The sequence below is a fragment of the Pseudobutyrivibrio ruminis DSM 9787 genome, from assembly GCF_900218035.1.
In the GTDB taxonomy this organism is placed as follows: Bacteria; Bacillota; Clostridia; order Lachnospirales; family Lachnospiraceae; genus Pseudobutyrivibrio; species Pseudobutyrivibrio ruminis.
In genome coordinates, this window is sequence record NZ_OBMR01000004.1 from 223,181 (window position 1) to 237,875 (window position 14,695).

The following is a 14,695-nucleotide window of genomic DNA, read 5'->3' on the forward strand; positions in this document are numbered from 1 at the left end:
TTTGCAGTTAAGAAACACGGGCATATTACCTTTCTTTAAACTATTTATATAAACAATCATTTTTAAAACCAGTGCAAATGGTTTTATTAGGGAAACAGAATTGATATAAGACTGAGACACCTTTTTACACCTCCTTTCGCTAGTATTAATAAGAAATATATTTATGTTTACTCAAGCTGTATTCGCCTACGGTATTGCTACTATCTAAGAGTGACATGAACATTTCATCAGCGGCATATGTTATGGTTACATCTGCTGCAAATGCCATATTATCCACCTTTACATCTTTATAATCCTCGGTGGCATTCAATGCATTTTCCATTACATCGCAGGCTCTCATAGCCAGAGTATTGTTGCTATTCAATGTGAGAAATCCTATGAGATAGTCTTTATAGCTAATTCCTGTCTCACTTGGTTTCGCTTTGCAATTTACATCCAGGAAATTTGAAAGATGCCACACATCTGATGTCCACTGATCCAGATTTTTAACCAATGGAACCTTTCCTCCAGATATTAATAGACGTACATCTAACGTACTTTCTATGTATGCCCACGCTGCTATAACTGCATACTTTACAGCTTCGATTATTGCTGGATTCATGGTGAACCCAGCTATAATATCTGCAATGGCCTGGGCCTGAGCAACCATGGATGGATTTTGCATAATGGTAGAAAAATTTGCAGCTTCTCTAATGAGCATGATTTCTTCTAGCACTGTAGCCAGCGACTGTATATCCGACTCTTTTCCTGCTATCAAATACTCAACCTCATATTTCATGCCATCATGCTTTAAATCCACACCGTAATAGCTGTAGCTTGTAAGCAGATAATCTATAAACAATGCTTTATCAACCAAAACATTTCCATTGGTTATCTCCATATTTCCTGCATTTAATGTTCTATGGGATGGTGTGGCACTTAAATCAATTTGTACATCTGATAATTTCTCCGCATCTGCTACTGTAGACAAAAATCCTTTTTGAATTGATTCTTTCATCACAGTAAATGCATCCAATGGATTATCCTCCACCTCTTGTGGTTCCGGATAATCTGACGGATTTGTATCTGGATTATCATCCGCTGCCGCTGCTTGCTTTTTCGCTTGCAATGCAGCCTTCTCATTATCCAAAGTTGATTTTCCCTCTGATGCTTGCTGCTCAACAGAAACCTTTTCTACACCGTTTATACTCTCTGCTTTCTGCTGCACACCAGTGATTATCTGCTCAGCCAGGCCATCCTTTGCAGCCTTTACCCCCAGCATTACCACGCCTGCTCCTTTACTATCTGTAAGCAACGAATAATTGGAAGCACTACATGATTCTGGTATGAGTCTGGCATAATTACTGCCATATTCCATGTTTGCATTGTATGTACAATACTCCAGTATTTTTTGCTCCAATGTGGCAGGTCCAACATTTCCACTTCCATATCCCAAATCAACCGCTAGAATTCTATAATTAGTCCAAAGATATGGATTGTATTCTGAGAAACCACTTTCCACTGCCATGTCTGTATATTCCTGGCTAAAATCTTGTAATTCGTATATACGAATACACTCGCCCATTGTGAAAATCAGTGTCATTACTGAAACCATTATCAGAGCAAAAAATACTGTCAATGACCCCTTAGCCACTATACCTTCTTAGCCTGCTCGTTGATTGTTTTAAAGATGCTCTCAACTAATGAATTGAGCTGTTCCTTAAAAATAAGTACAATTCCGATTAAAACAACCAAAATCAATATCATCTCTACTGTTCCAATTCCATCTTCTTCTGTAAGAAAATCTTTTATCTTTTGTTTAAGCATTAAATAATACATTCTTTACCTCTTTCTATATATTCATTTGCATAATTGCCGGCACTACCAAAATTACTATTACAATAAAAAGCATGCCTGCCATTGGTATTAAAAGCTTTGTTGAAGCTTCCTCTCCTGCTTTTATTGCTCTTTGCTTTCGCATTTCAAAAGCATATTTCTCTTCTTTCTCCAAGCAACTTATTAGGTCTGCAGAGCCTTTCCTCAGATTCTGTGCAAGAAGCATAGCCAACTTTCTATACTCCTTGCTTTCGCTATTCATTCCCAAGTCTTCAAGGGCCGCGACCTCACCTAGACCGTCACACATCTTGCGGTATGTCACAGATATGTCTTCATATCCAGGGCGAACTAATCCCGATTTCTTTTTCTGGTTATATCTAGCAATAATTCGCTCCAATGCCTTTCTTAAACTCATACCAGCGCCCATCAAAATCGACAGCTCACTGACTATCATTGGGTAATCATTTTCCTTCTCTGCTATTTCTAGTTGCTTTGCTTTTTTCTCATCCTTCTTTTTCCCAAGCTGAATTCCAAGAACTGTGACAAGTCCAAGGATTATTACCTGCAATCCTCTGTAATCCATTTTCTTCTTCCAAGAAAGTTTCATATCTTCCACTTCAGTTGGAAGGACCATTTTATCCTTATCACGTGTTGTGGAATCTATATTTTTTACAGCTTTCTCGATAGCTTCCAACTGGCCATCAAGTGTATTGATGCTTTTATGGCATACAAATACTGAGAAGCTATAGAGCTCCGTCGTCTCCTCATAACTCAGCTGAGCTACCAGATTTACAACTTCACCCTCTTCAGGAATTTCTGCTGTTCTAAGCTTTCCATCGCTTGAAATCAATCCAAACTTATCAAAAGTCCAATTGGCATCTATCATTCCATCGCAATAGCTTGATTTCAGGTTTAAGTCATAGCAAACCTCATTGGCAGATTTATTCTTCCCTAAATAAGTCGCTTCTATTTCTTCTATAGCCTGGCTAATCTTTGTAGATATCTCTTTATCAGAAAGACTCTGGTCAGATACCTCAACCGACAATTCTTTATTCTGATCTAAAAAATTCAGCTCTAAATCTTCTGTTGTATTCCCTGTGCCTGCTGCACTTCTTTTTATAGTTCCATCAAAGTTTATTCTTGTTTCCAAATAGTCATGTACAAGCAGCCCTATTCCAAGCGCCAGGCACACAACTACAATTTCAATCAATTGCTTTGAGGTTAAATCATGATTCTTTTGCAAGACACCCACCTCCCTATTTTTAGACCTTAATATCAATTATCTTTCTTCCTAACATAATCAAAAATCCATATGCAATTAGGCATGTGCTCATTATGAATATGCCTGCTAAATTTCCATATAGTGGCGCCACAAATCCCCTTGACGTAAGGGTGATATACGCAAGAATTCCTATTGGCATAACACACATTACCTTTAGCTCCAGTCGCTTTTCTGTGGTGATCGTTTCTATATCCTGTTTGACCGCCAGATTGTCTTCTATCTTCATGGCAGTCTCCCTGATATTCTTTCCATAGTCTCCGCCACTTCGCTTCGCAAATGCGATAATCTCTGCCAGACTTGTGGCCTCTTCCAAACCTACTGATAACGCAAATTCCATAAAGGCCTTTTCCAGCTGCACGTTCATAGAGATTTTCTGGTTCATCACATGAGCATACGGCAGTAAAACAGAATCGTCTGGATATAGTCTTTTTAGCTCGTTCTCTGCCTGCTTTATTCCTCGTTCCAGGGAATAACCTGTCTGAAGTCCTTGTACTATCAAAATCATGAATTCCTTAAACTCCACAAGCATTCTCGCCTTCCTTTTTTCAACTCTCTCCACTCTATTTAGATGAATCCAAAAGGGCACTACACCCACACCAATCAAAAGTCCCATGAATGATCTATAAAACAAAAATGCGATTACACAGGTCAGCCCTATCCCTTGAAGCAGAGGCATGAAATCATCCTTTGTCAGCCTTAAATCTGCATTCCATTTGCTGCTAGCTTTTCTTGGTTTACTAGGGTTCCTACCTTTTCCCATTGGCCTACTATCCTTCCATTTACTTCTTCTATCTCTTTGAATCTATACAGTGGATTCAATTGAATTTCATTGTCCTCAAGCCCTAACACTTCTGTAATCTCAAGCAGCTTTCTGCTTTTATCACGGAGTCTTCCAAGCTGCACAATGATATCGATTCCAGATGCAATCTGCTGCCTAATAGCAGGCAACGGAATCTCTGCTCCCATCAACACCATGGTCTCCAACCGCGACAACATATCCTTGCAGGAATTGCTATGACCAGTTGAACAACTTCCATCGTGACCGGTGTTGAAGGCCTGGAGCATTTCAAGTGCTTCCGCACCTCTGCACTCACCTACAATGATTCTGTCCGGGCGCATTCTAAGAGAGGATTTGAGCAAATCTCTGATGGTAATCTCATTCTTACCTTCAAGGTTTGCATTTCGCGCCTCTAAACGAACCAGGTTGTCTACATTTTTCAGCTGAAGCTCTGCCGAATCCTCTATAGTAATAACTCTTTCATCACTAGGTATGAATTCACCTAGGGCATTCAAAAAAGATGTCTTACCACTACCCGTTCCGCCTGACACAAATATGTTGTATCCGCTTGCCACCAGCTTTCTCAAAAGGTCCACCTGCTCCTCAGAAATAGAGCCAAAGGATTTCAATCTTTCCATGTTCATTTGCTCTTTTGGAAACTTTCGTATTGAAAGAATGCTGTAGTCTACAGCTGCAGGTTTCAACACGATATTCACTCGCGAGCCATCAGAAAGTCTGGTGTCTACGATGGGGTTTGACTCATTAACGATCTTGTTACTTTGAGCTACGATATTTTGAATAATGTCATTCAATTTCTCCTCGGAAGAGAATTTTTCACTGCACTGAACCACTCGGCCCTTCTTTTCTATGAAGATATTCTCCGGGCCATTAATCATTATTTCCGTTATCTCTTCGTCGTTTAACAAGTCCTCCAGAACATCCAATTTTCGTAGCGAATTAAAGACATGATTTTCAATTCTCTTCCTGTCTGCCAGCGAAATTGGCCTGTTCTTTCCTTTTTCGATTATGATATTTTTTATTAAAGTTAATATTTCTTCATCAGACACATCCATCGATAAATCAAGTGCATTCATTACCTCCTGACGTATCTCTTTTTCTAAATCATCTGTAACACTCAATTGCATTTTTGACCTTCGTACTAATTAGCTTTTTTACAAATACTCCTAAATTGCCCTGCATCAGCTCCTGAATCTGGTATGTACCATCTGTCAGATTTCCTGCAGACATAGGAAGAATTACACTCTCCCTATCTACTTCTGCATTTATTCGCTCAAGATATTCCATGAATGCTTCCTGGCCTTTTTTAAAGTAATCTCCAGGTTTTCCTAAAACATATAGGTGTTCAAATCTTTGCAGGATTGATATAAATCCATTTATTGTTCTTCCAAATAAAACTACAATCACGTCATAATCAGATTTGGCAAGAACATCAAACAGCAAATTCCATGTTTCTGCCTCAATCTCACCTAGCTCATTTGGATTTCTAAATGGCTGAATAAAATCAAATCCCATAAAGTTTCTTACATATGTAGTTATGTCAAAATCACTTGCGCTTGTATTGATTTCGTATAGAAGATCCAGAAGATTTCTTTCCATTTCACTGCCAATCAAATCCGGCATGATAGATATCTCTTCTAAATCCAAGAACAGAACTTTCCCACCTGTTCTGTATCCTTGACCCAGCGCCATTGAAAATGGCAGCTGCAATTCATGATCAACAGGAGAATACACTCCTATAAACTTTGAATTTCCATTAGACTTTTTTATACTAGCGCCTACACCTTTTTGTTTTCGTAACTCAGTTATTTTTCCCAAGACGTTGTCGATGGATTGATATTTATATATGTAATCCTCATCTTCTACATCCGGTTCTTCACATAAGAAGTATTTGCGTTTTACTTCTCCCTTAGGTCTAAACTCGGAAACTTCTTTAAAATCCTCAGACATAATCGCCACAACATAGCAACCCTCATCGGAAAAGAAGCTTTCTGTTGTTGTAAAAATATGAATGCTGGCATCCACATTGGACATAAGATATGAAGCAAACTTTAATATGTAATCTTCACAGCAATCACATAAGGCAACTTCCAAATTTCTCATGGTAACTCCTCCATTATTTCTCTTGTTCATTTATACTGCAGTAAAAAAAACGCAGCCGTTATATAAAAAGAATAATGAAGCTTTCTTCTTATTAATTGCCCTTCATATATACTCACAATGACAATCGCGATCCCAGCAAGAATCACAGAAGTGATCATCGTATTTACGGTAATGTCTGCACCCACCAGTGTTGCCATTACAGAAAACAATTTGATGTCACCAGCGCCAAGCTGTTTACCTAAAATATACAGCAGCGATAAACATGCTATTGGCCACATTGCTTTCATAAGGAAGTATGCAATTCCTATCCATCCATAGCTCAACAGGTTCACATAAATTCCTGCTAAGTAACCCAGGATGATTAGTTGATTTGGAATCCTGTACGACCTGGCATCAAACAGCGATGCCGACGTCAAAATGCTCCAGATCAAAAACGTACTCGTCTTTTTCACCTCCTGTCGACGCAACAGTATGCTCCGGATCCTGGAATATTGCTATAGCGTTTGACACTATGAAATCTGCTTGTATATTTTTAACAAGATTTTTATTTATAAAAAGCGCACAAAAAATGAGACCCTAGCGAACTAGAGTCTCATTTATTATTTACTACTGTTATGCCCAAAATCCTCTTCTTGCCTGGTTACCCATAACACTTTCATTCAAAGAATTTTTTCCATAAGTTATTCCTGCCATTACATGTTGTGTATTTTGCATAATCGGTGCGGATGTATCTTCCTTTGCCAACTGGTCAAAGGCATCTCCTAACTCGTCCATCACCTTTTTTGCTTCTAATAAGCCGTCAGTGTTTGCCTTGTATATGGACTTGGATACATTTCGCTGTACATAATCGTAAAGCGCGTACAGATTTCCACTTACCTTGTATTCAAAATTTAAATCTTTCTGGAGGTGACTTACAACCTCTGCGCACTTTTTAAGTGCTGCAATTGCTTCTGTCACTTGGCCAGCTTCAAAATTTTCCAGCGCGTCTGTTTCATATTCTTCATATATATCATAAAGAATTGAAATCAATCCACATCCATTGCTGGAAGCTATTTTCAGGGTAAAAGCTGAAATCTTATCTCTGTTCATTTATTTCACTCCTATAAAGGCAAATTTGATTTCTTATTTATTGAAGCAACTGTAATGCAAGTTGTGGTAACTCATTTGCCTGCGCAAGTGCAGATGTACCTGCCTGCTCTAATACGTTGAGCTTTGTGTACTCAACCATAGTTGTTGCCATATCAGCATCCTCTACTCGAGAAATAGCTGATGTCATGTTCTCTTCTGTTGTATCAAGAGATTTAGTTGTATGCTCAAGTCGGTTCTCATATGCACCAAGCTGTGATCTGACTGAAGTCACATAATTGAGAGCTGTGTCGAGAGAATCAAGTGCATCCTCTGGACCATTCACTCTTGTTACACTAAGGTCATCAATGTACATGAACTCTGTTGTAACTGCTGCAATTCTTACTTCCATGTTCTGGTTCTTATTTGCACCAACATGAAGCGTCATTGAGCCGATGTCTGTAACGTTGAATGCGATTCTTCCTGGATTTGCGGAACCGGTATCTGTGGTTGCATCAAATCCTGCCTCTGCAAGGAAAGATAATTCAAATCCATCTACATCAGACACGATAATATGATTACCATCTGTGCGGTATGTCGCCTGTGGGCCAAACATTGAATCTACTGCACCACCTGTTTTATGGACGTCAACCACTGCATCTGTTCCAACACTTTCAACAACTGCTGCATCGCCCCATGATGTTGTATCAAAACCAAGTGCCTGTGCAAATTCTTTTGACGAAAACTCAATCTTCAAATCTGCCTGAGCACCATATTTCAATGACCGAATTGAGAAGCCTGAGCCATCAGCTGGGTTAGAAATAATAGCTCCTGCAAGCTCGCAAGTATCTCTTAATAATTCATAAACACCTTCGCCTGATGTTCCTTGTGTAAGCGATACGCCCTTTCCATTGATAGTAATTGTTCCTGACATTCCAAGGCCAGAGCCTTCGCTGTGTGAAACAACATCGCCAGAGCTATTGTTTGTAACTTCCTGAACCCAAGTTGTGTTGTTAATAAACTCTTTGAAATCTGTACTTGCAACTGTATTAACTGTAGTTGTAGATGTTGTATTATCGTAACTATTAACTGTTGAACTTGTCACTGTTGTAGCACCTAATGGTGATACTCCAGATGTTCCTCGGGTTGCAGCCTGATTAATTGTAATCTGATAAACTCCAGCTGGAACTGTATTAGATGTCTGAATACGAGTTGCATGTTCAGCATAAGTTCTATTATCAAGTGAACCATTTAAAAGGTTGATTGTGTTGAACTCTGTTGTTTCTGCTACTCTATCAATTTCCTCTAAAAGAGAATCTATTTCTTTTTGAATTGTCTCACGCTCTGAATCTGAGTTTGTGCCATTTGCAGCTTGAACCGAAAGCTCTCTCATACGCTGAATCATATCTGTTACTTCATTAAGAGCACCTTCAGCTGTTTGAAGTACTGAAATTCCATCGCTACTGTTTGTTGAAGCTTTACCTAATCCATCAATCTGTGCCTGCATTTTGCCCGCAATAGCAATACCAGATGGATCATCTGATGCATGATTGATGTTAAATCCTGAACTTAACTTTTCCATTACATCTGCAAGGGAACTTTCTGTACCAAGAAGTTGGTTGTTGGTAATCACCGCTGACATGTTATTGTTAATTCTCATAGTTGCCTCCTAAATAGCCGTAATAAAAGCAAGTCTAGCATCCGTGCGGTGTATTTGAAATTGTTAGGTCTTCCATGTCCTTACACATTTAATATCGGACGAGCCCCCTTAAACTTAACCCAATATATGCAACTTTTCAGGTATAAAAAATGCAAGACCTTGTATTTCAAGGCCTTGCATTTCTTTTTTCCTCAATGAGGTTATTTTATTGTCTCTTTCTTAATCTTGCTATCTTTGCTTGTACCAACTCTATGTCCAATGGCATATCTTCAGCTTCCTGCGTTATTAATAAATCTTCTCCCAAATTATAATTTGAAGATTCATACTTTGCTAGCTTGTAAAAATTCTTTACAGCGTATTCTTCATCAGATGCCAACCCCAAATGTTCCCAGTATACTGTATTTCTTGTATTCAAATCTAAGATTGTAAAATCTGGAAATACCGTCGTACAGCCAAGCTCAAGCAATGCTTCATATTGATAAGGAATATTGTTTTGGTACAGCATATCAGCAATTATTTTTTCTGATTTAGATCTTACATACTCACCCCTATCTGTTTTATACAATCCATCTCCATAAAAGCTGTTCTGTCCTCCTGGATGTTCTTCATACCATCTCTCTATAAAATCTTCCTCAGCCTCTATAATAGGATCTATCATAAATTTTCTTCCATCACTATAATTATCATAGACTTTGTATATTTCTTCGAAGTCATATCGTTCCAAGAACCTCTCGAGTTCCTTTTTAAGCTTACACAATGTCTTATTGGCTTGTATTTCATATTGCTTTTGAATAATCTTCTTTACTTTTTCTATTTTGGGACCTGAAACATATTTTCTTTTATCCCCCTCTTTTAAATAATATAGGTGCCTTCTATTTCTAGATACTACCTCCACTGGTTCTATCTCTATATTCTCTAAACGTCTTATATTTTTATCAGATGTCTTTAGTAATGCGATAATTACTTCTAGCTGATTCTCCAATTCTTTCTTTATATTATTCATAAATATTCCTTTTCTATCATTTATTCCAAATTGTATGGGTTATACCACTTTTTCACTAATTCCCATACACCCATTTCCCCAAAGTGTATGGGAATAGCATGTTTTACTCCATTTCCCATACACTCAAAAATTTCAACTGTATGGGTTTTACTACTTTTTCCTCGAAACCCATACACTTTAAAATTTCGGCTGTATGGGTTTCATTACTTTTTCCTCGAAACCCATACACCTTAAAAAATCTACTGTATGGGGCTCACTGCTTTTTCCTCGAAACCCATACACTTTAAAATTTCAACTGTATGGGTTTCTCTACTTTTTCCTCGAAACCCATACACTTTAAAATTTCAGCTGTATGGGTTTTACTACTTTTTCTTCAAAACCCATACACTTTTCCTGTTTTGAGTTCTCTTTCGATTTTATCAGTTATTTAGTTACTAATAATTTGGGATATCTTGGCATTACTGAGTACGCGAGATAAATGCCTTTTGATTTGATATGGTTGATAATATATAAAAATATTTATTTTTTGTCAAATAAAAAAGAAGTATGCGCGCGGAAGCGCGCATACTCTCATTAAAACAATTCTGCAATTACATTTATATAGCCACGGGCGATGCTGTAGAGAGCCTGAGTCTGGATTTCGTCCTGGATAGCTGCGCCGGAAGCGCCCGCTGCTGCTAGTCCTTCATAATTTCCCTGCTCCATATTATAGATATCAGCTGCGCTGAGTCCGAAGGACTGTGTGAAGCTGAAGCTAAAAGCAAAGCCTGTTTCTTCCTGCATAATCTGTGCAATCATAGGTGCCTGGCTAGCAAACATTTCTCGCATCTGAGCAGTTTCGCATTCTACTGTAGCGCTAACTGAGCCTGCCTCATAGCGGAAGGAAGTTGATACTGTGCCAGTTGTCTGAAGGTGAAGTGCCATCTGGATTAAGCCAGATTCACCTTCACCACGGACAATTTTCAGGTTCATATTGCCGGCCTCATCAGCAACCATAATAGGAATGTGATATGTTTCACCTGTGCGTGCCATTTCAGACATAACCTTTGTCTGCTGCACGACAAGCTTCATTCCATCCATATCTACAGTGCGGACATCCTCCGTTTCAATCATTGTTTTCATGACATTCTCAGCCAAAGTTCCCAGCGCTTCCTGAGCCTCTGCCATTTCCTCAGGTGTATGGCAAGCATCAGCGAAACGTGAGTATGCCAATTCAATAATGTCGTCCACATCCATGCTTTCAAGAGCGCCAAAAGTGGTGGCTGCTCTGCCAGTTGCCTTAGAGAATAAATCCTTGAATACCTGGCCATTGTTTTCAACCATTGCCTCAACTGCTGCAATCATGTTTGCAGAATGAGGTAAGTTGTATTCATCTAATATAGAAGAAACTTTTGCATCCTCTGCAATAGTTGTCTTTAACTGTTCGGTTACATAATTGTTGTAGGCCACTTCAGCCTGTTCGTCAGAAGTCTCTTCCATGGCAGTTGCAAACTGGTCTACATTCATTTCCATAATTTGCTCTTCGCCAAAGACGTGCATCTTTGCAGGAGTCATAGCTTCCTTGGCATCGCGGCAACGGTTTGTAAGGAAGACTTTCTCAATCTGTTCTGTAATAGAAAGATCCTTCACAACCATTTCGTCCAGCTGGCCAAATTTGTCGTCTATTTCATACTCTCTGCCTGTGTGCTTGCTTGAGCGAACAGCAGTCATAAGATTTCGTAATGTTACCTCTGTGCCCTGACTTATCAACGCACCAATGACTGCGCCATCAGACTTTTCCACTTGATGAAGAAGTCTGTACACACCCACGTAAGCATCTCTTTCTGCTTCAGAGATTTCCGCGTTGTGCTCAGCCTTCCAAAGGAACTTTGAAAAGCTTTCTTCATCAGATGTGCTACCCAATTCAGCCTTAATGCTTTCTGCTTTTGCCTTAAGACTTTCCATAGTCATATCAAGAGGATTCTCTCCTCGCTTAATCATTTCTGCAACAACAGCTGGTGTCATGCTCTTGAATGTGCGAGCCACCATTTCTGTAGAAGCTTTCATTGTAGTAACAGACTCTGCTGTGATTTCCATTTTGTTGTAGGCAAGTACGCGAACTGCCTTCTGGCTAGATTCTGTTGCCTCGATGTCAAGGTCTGCCAAAATGTCGTCCACATTCTGGAATGCCTTGTTCATGCTGTCACCAAGGTCAGCTCTAACCTCTGTTCCAACAGATTCGTAAGTCATTTCCATGCGAGAATATTCTGCTGTAACCGACACACTGACTTCGTGTACGTAAGAGAATGTCTCTGCATTGATATTTGAAAATCTTCCGAGCATGGCAGCTGGCGCAGACTGGATGTCCGCCATCTCGTTCATTACCTGCTTGAACAGATTTACATTTGCATTTGTTGCTTCGTTATTTTCTGCCTTCATAAGAATCTGAAGGAGATTTGTTTCCTGTAATTTAAGCTTATCAAGGAGATCAGACAGGTCACTTGTGTTAACAGTTATGCCATTTTTCATCATTGTGAATGTGGCCTCAACTGTCATTGTGAGCTGGATTTCTGTAAGCTGGCGCTGAGCAGTAATAGATGAAAGGGAGCTTGCATCCATTCCCATGACTTCTTCAAAAGTTTTCTTGGCCTGATCCATAAGGGAGTAGCCAGGGATAAGATATGCGTCGGTTGGCTCTTTGCCTTCTGCCACGATATCGTCTATCGCATTTACGATATTTTCTTCCGATGGTTTTTCGTACTCGCCAAGCTCAACCATGTACTCAAGATGCTCCTTTGTGATAGGAACATCTTGCTTGAGCATGGTTGCCACAGTATCTTTCAATTCCTGTGGTGTCATAGGTTTCTGCGCAGACTCGGTTAACTCACCTTCGACTTGTTCGATAAGTGAATCTAGCTTATCTCCTAAATCTTCTAGCAGACTGATTATGTCTTCGTCGGTTGGCTCCGATGTGCCCTTTGGGCCTGTTGGTGCCGAATATGTGGCATTGTAGATATTTGTGATGGTTGGCTCAAGCTCGTTCTTTACAAGATATGCCTGGGCTTCCACTGGCAAAGTGTCAGAAAGGCCGCGAGTCATTTCAACTGCTTGTGCCACTGAGCCGGTCATTGCCTGAATCTCGTCCTGGTCCAGACCACCCATTTTGCTGATGTCTTTTCCAGCTTTTGCAAGATTCATTTTGATTTCGTCCACAACTGTAACGAGAGCCTCTGGCTCCATATCCATTGGATTGTGTCCGTCCTCACGAGCTTTTGCTGTAGCTTCTTCGTCCCAACCGCGCTCGATATTTTTCACCTTATCAACTGTAGACATGCCAAGAGCTGATGCCTCATTTACCTCCTTGGCAAAATCTTCATCAGTCATTTTTCCTCTATTATCATAGAATGCGTTGTCTACTGAAAGTGTTCTTAATTCTGTATTAAAATTTGCTTTGTTATCGTCCTTGATACCGCTGGTGCCTACGCCAAATCCCTGGTCTGAAGCACCTTCTGTTTTGATGTAATCCGTTACCTTGAGTCCTTCAATTTGCATATAGTTCCTCCGCGGTAATTTTTCTTACAATCTTTATTTCGGACGAGTTGTAAAAAAAATTAATGCCGAGGATTTTTTCCTCGGCATCTAATCTATATTATGAACAATTTACACTCATTGCTACGCTGGGCACCGGCTGGCTGACGCCCTTGTAATTATCATAAACATTTTTCAAATCCGCTGCTAAAAAACCTGGAAAACAAGCACAAAGCGTGTCGAAATCCATGCCACAGCTACACATTGCCTCTACGGCTCTCAAATCCTGTTCCTTCATACCGGTACCTCCCATTACATTTCTAGATACAATATCTAGCACTAACTTGAGTACTAGTATAACAATATCTTGTGAAAAAACAATGTTATTTTTCATAACCAAATCAATAAAAAAGCTCCCATTACCTGGGAGCCTGTTGGCAATCACATTATGAACAATTAGCTTCTTTTATCATCATGTTTTCCACGTTGATTAATCTGTAATCTGAATAACCTGTGTTCTCTGTTGTCTTCTTGTAACCTGGAAAGCATTTGCAAATTGAATCAAAATCCATTTCATTCTCTAATAATAATTGTAATGCCCTTAAGTCTTGTACTTTCATGTCTCGTCTTTCTTCCTCCCCGAAGATTCTTCTTTCCGAAGAACTACTACGGGAGCTAGTTTAACAATAGAATGTGAAAAAGCTATGACCAAACTTTTTAAAATTTATGATTCTTTTAAAGTAATTGCCGTGCTCCTGATTCCACTCGAAACTTATATAATCTTTGTATCCACTCCGGCTCATCAAGAATAGAATCACTTAACTTTTCTAGAGTCCTTTTTCCGGTTCTTCTATCAAGAAGTGCAAACATTTTGATAATAGGATTTTCTGAATATATGCTATCCTGAATCTCTTGATTGCGATACACATTAAGCGCTTTTGCAAATTCATCATCAGTATACTCTGTTCGTGTCTGCAATGGATATTGGTCTAATAGATTCCAGAAGTTCTCCCAATATTCTGCTATTGTCATATTCTCTGGCTTCTTTGCGATTCCATTTTTAATAAAATATGAATTCACTGTCTCCCACGAGAACTGTTTAAAAAGTTTTCCATCCAAAAATAGCTCAAATACGTGACAGCCATCCATTCCTGGATAGGTTGTACAGTTGTACCTCACACGTCCATGTAGAAAGTCCACCAGCATCTCTTTTTCAAGATACTTCCTCATTCCGCTCCATGATTTTTCTATTGCCATAGTTCTCCCATTTTATCTGTACGTATAAATCTTATATACGTTAATCTCTGCGTCGCAATCCAATTGTTAAGTGAAAAATTACATTTTATAGATTTCACTTAAAAACTGAGTGACCAGTTAAGTGAATATATAAAATTAAAAAATAAACTTAAAATAAGTTAAATAATTTTAGATAAAGTTAAGTGAATAACATAATGGTTGATTTTC

At 39.1% G+C, this 14,695-nt stretch carries 14 protein-coding genes; all 14 read right to left on the reverse strand.

Annotation, left to right across the window (positions count from 1 at the left end):
* Window positions 1-145: 145 nt before the first annotated feature.
* The 14 genes from CRN97_RS04565 to CRN97_RS04620 all read right to left on the reverse strand — a co-directional run bounded on the left by CRN97_RS04565 (window position 146) and on the right by CRN97_RS04620 (window position 14,488).
* Complete coding sequence (locus CRN97_RS04565; protein ID WP_097076029.1) at window positions 146-1,633, reverse strand: DUF5702 domain-containing protein; 1,488 nt, start codon at window positions 1,631-1,633, stop codon at window positions 146-148.
* Window positions 1,633-1,818, reverse strand: coding sequence for a Flp1 family type IVb pilin (locus CRN97_RS04570; RefSeq protein WP_081828553.1), 186 nt, complete (start codon window positions 1,816-1,818; stop codon window positions 1,633-1,635). Before CRN97_RS04570 ends, CRN97_RS04565 begins: the two co-directional genes overlap by 1 nt.
* A gap of 13 nt (window positions 1,819-1,831) precedes the next feature.
* Window positions 1,832-3,058 carry a type II secretion system F family protein gene (locus tag CRN97_RS04575; RefSeq protein WP_097076030.1) on the reverse strand — a complete coding sequence of 409 codons (1,227 nt, stop codon included), beginning with the start codon at window positions 3,056-3,058 and terminating at the stop codon, window positions 1,832-1,834.
* Between the two features lie 19 nt (window positions 3,059-3,077).
* Window positions 3,078-3,857: a type II secretion system F family protein gene (locus CRN97_RS04580; protein ID WP_143483240.1), complete on the reverse strand. Its 780-nt coding sequence runs from the start codon at window positions 3,855-3,857 to the stop codon at window positions 3,078-3,080.
* Window positions 3,794-5,020, reverse strand: a complete 1,227-nt coding sequence (locus CRN97_RS04585) for a CpaF family protein (protein WP_242962000.1) — start codon at window positions 5,018-5,020, stop codon at window positions 3,794-3,796. Before CRN97_RS04585 ends, CRN97_RS04580 begins: the two co-directional genes overlap by 64 nt.
* Window positions 4,998-5,996, reverse strand: a complete 999-nt coding sequence (locus tag CRN97_RS04590; RefSeq protein WP_097076032.1) for a hypothetical protein — start codon at window positions 5,994-5,996, stop codon at window positions 4,998-5,000. Before CRN97_RS04590 ends, CRN97_RS04585 begins: the two co-directional genes overlap by 23 nt.
* Window positions 5,997-6,022: 26 nt before the next feature.
* Window positions 6,023-6,448, reverse strand: a complete 426-nt coding sequence (locus CRN97_RS04595) for a prepilin peptidase (RefSeq protein ID WP_179670677.1) — start codon at window positions 6,446-6,448, stop codon at window positions 6,023-6,025.
* 160 nt (window positions 6,449-6,608) lie between these two features.
* On the reverse strand, window positions 6,609-7,085 hold the full coding sequence (locus CRN97_RS04600) for a flagellar export chaperone FliS (RefSeq protein WP_097076034.1): 477 nt from the start codon (window positions 7,083-7,085) through the stop codon (window positions 6,609-6,611).
* A gap of 37 nt (window positions 7,086-7,122) precedes the next feature.
* On the reverse strand, window positions 7,123-8,721 hold the full coding sequence (locus CRN97_RS04605; protein ID WP_097076035.1) for a flagellin N-terminal helical domain-containing protein: 1,599 nt from the start codon (window positions 8,719-8,721) through the stop codon (window positions 7,123-7,125).
* Window positions 8,722-8,926: 205 nt separating this feature from the next.
* Window positions 8,927-9,724: a hypothetical protein gene (locus tag CRN97_RS04610; RefSeq protein WP_097076036.1), complete on the reverse strand. Its 798-nt coding sequence runs from the start codon at window positions 9,722-9,724 to the stop codon at window positions 8,927-8,929.
* Between the two features lie 573 nt (window positions 9,725-10,297).
* Window positions 10,298-13,255 carry a DUF6240 domain-containing protein gene (locus CRN97_RS04615; RefSeq protein WP_097076037.1) on the reverse strand — a complete coding sequence of 986 codons (2,958 nt, stop codon included), beginning with the start codon at window positions 13,253-13,255 and terminating at the stop codon, window positions 10,298-10,300.
* Between the two features lie 97 nt (window positions 13,256-13,352).
* Window positions 13,353-13,529, reverse strand: coding sequence for a hypothetical protein (locus tag CRN97_RS14105; protein WP_155952460.1), 177 nt, complete (start codon window positions 13,527-13,529; stop codon window positions 13,353-13,355).
* Between the two features lie 148 nt (window positions 13,530-13,677).
* Window positions 13,678-13,851, reverse strand: coding sequence for a hypothetical protein (locus CRN97_RS14110; protein WP_177175715.1), 174 nt, complete (start codon window positions 13,849-13,851; stop codon window positions 13,678-13,680).
* A gap of 115 nt (window positions 13,852-13,966) precedes the next feature.
* On the reverse strand, window positions 13,967-14,488 hold the full coding sequence (locus CRN97_RS04620; protein ID WP_097076038.1) for an SF0329 family protein: 522 nt from the start codon (window positions 14,486-14,488) through the stop codon (window positions 13,967-13,969).
* Window positions 14,489-14,695 lie beyond the last annotated feature (207 nt).

Coding starts and splice junctions, on each gene's coding strand:
- CRN97_RS04615 (WP_097076037.1), bottom strand. CDS start 13,255: ATGCAAATTGAAGGACTCAAGGTAACGGATTACATCAAAACAGAAGGT.
- CRN97_RS04610 (WP_097076036.1), bottom strand. CDS start 9,724: ATGAATAATATAAAGAAAGAATTGGAGAATCAGCTAGAAGTAATTATC.
- CRN97_RS04580 (WP_143483240.1), bottom strand. CDS start 3,857: ATGGGAAAAGGTAGGAACCCTAGTAAACCAAGAAAAGCTAGCAGCAAA.
- CRN97_RS14105 (WP_155952460.1), bottom strand. CDS start 13,529: ATGAAGGAACAGGATTTGAGAGCCGTAGAGGCAATGTGTAGCTGTGGC.
- CRN97_RS04590 (WP_097076032.1), bottom strand. CDS start 5,996: ATGAGAAATTTGGAAGTTGCCTTATGTGATTGCTGTGAAGATTACATA.
- CRN97_RS04585 (WP_242962000.1), bottom strand. CDS start 5,020: ATGCAATTGAGTGTTACAGATGATTTAGAAAAAGAGATACGTCAGGAG.
- CRN97_RS04620 (WP_097076038.1), bottom strand. CDS start 14,488: ATGGCAATAGAAAAATCATGGAGCGGAATGAGGAAGTATCTTGAAAAA.
- CRN97_RS04570 (WP_081828553.1), bottom strand. CDS start 1,818: ATGTATTATTTAATGCTTAAACAAAAGATAAAAGATTTTCTTACAGAA.
- CRN97_RS14110 (WP_177175715.1), bottom strand. CDS start 13,851: ATGAAAGTACAAGACTTAAGGGCATTACAATTATTATTAGAGAATGAA.
- CRN97_RS04605 (WP_097076035.1), bottom strand. CDS start 8,721: ATGAGAATTAACAATAACATGTCAGCGGTGATTACCAACAACCAACTT.
- CRN97_RS04600 (WP_097076034.1), bottom strand. CDS start 7,085: ATGAACAGAGATAAGATTTCAGCTTTTACCCTGAAAATAGCTTCCAGC.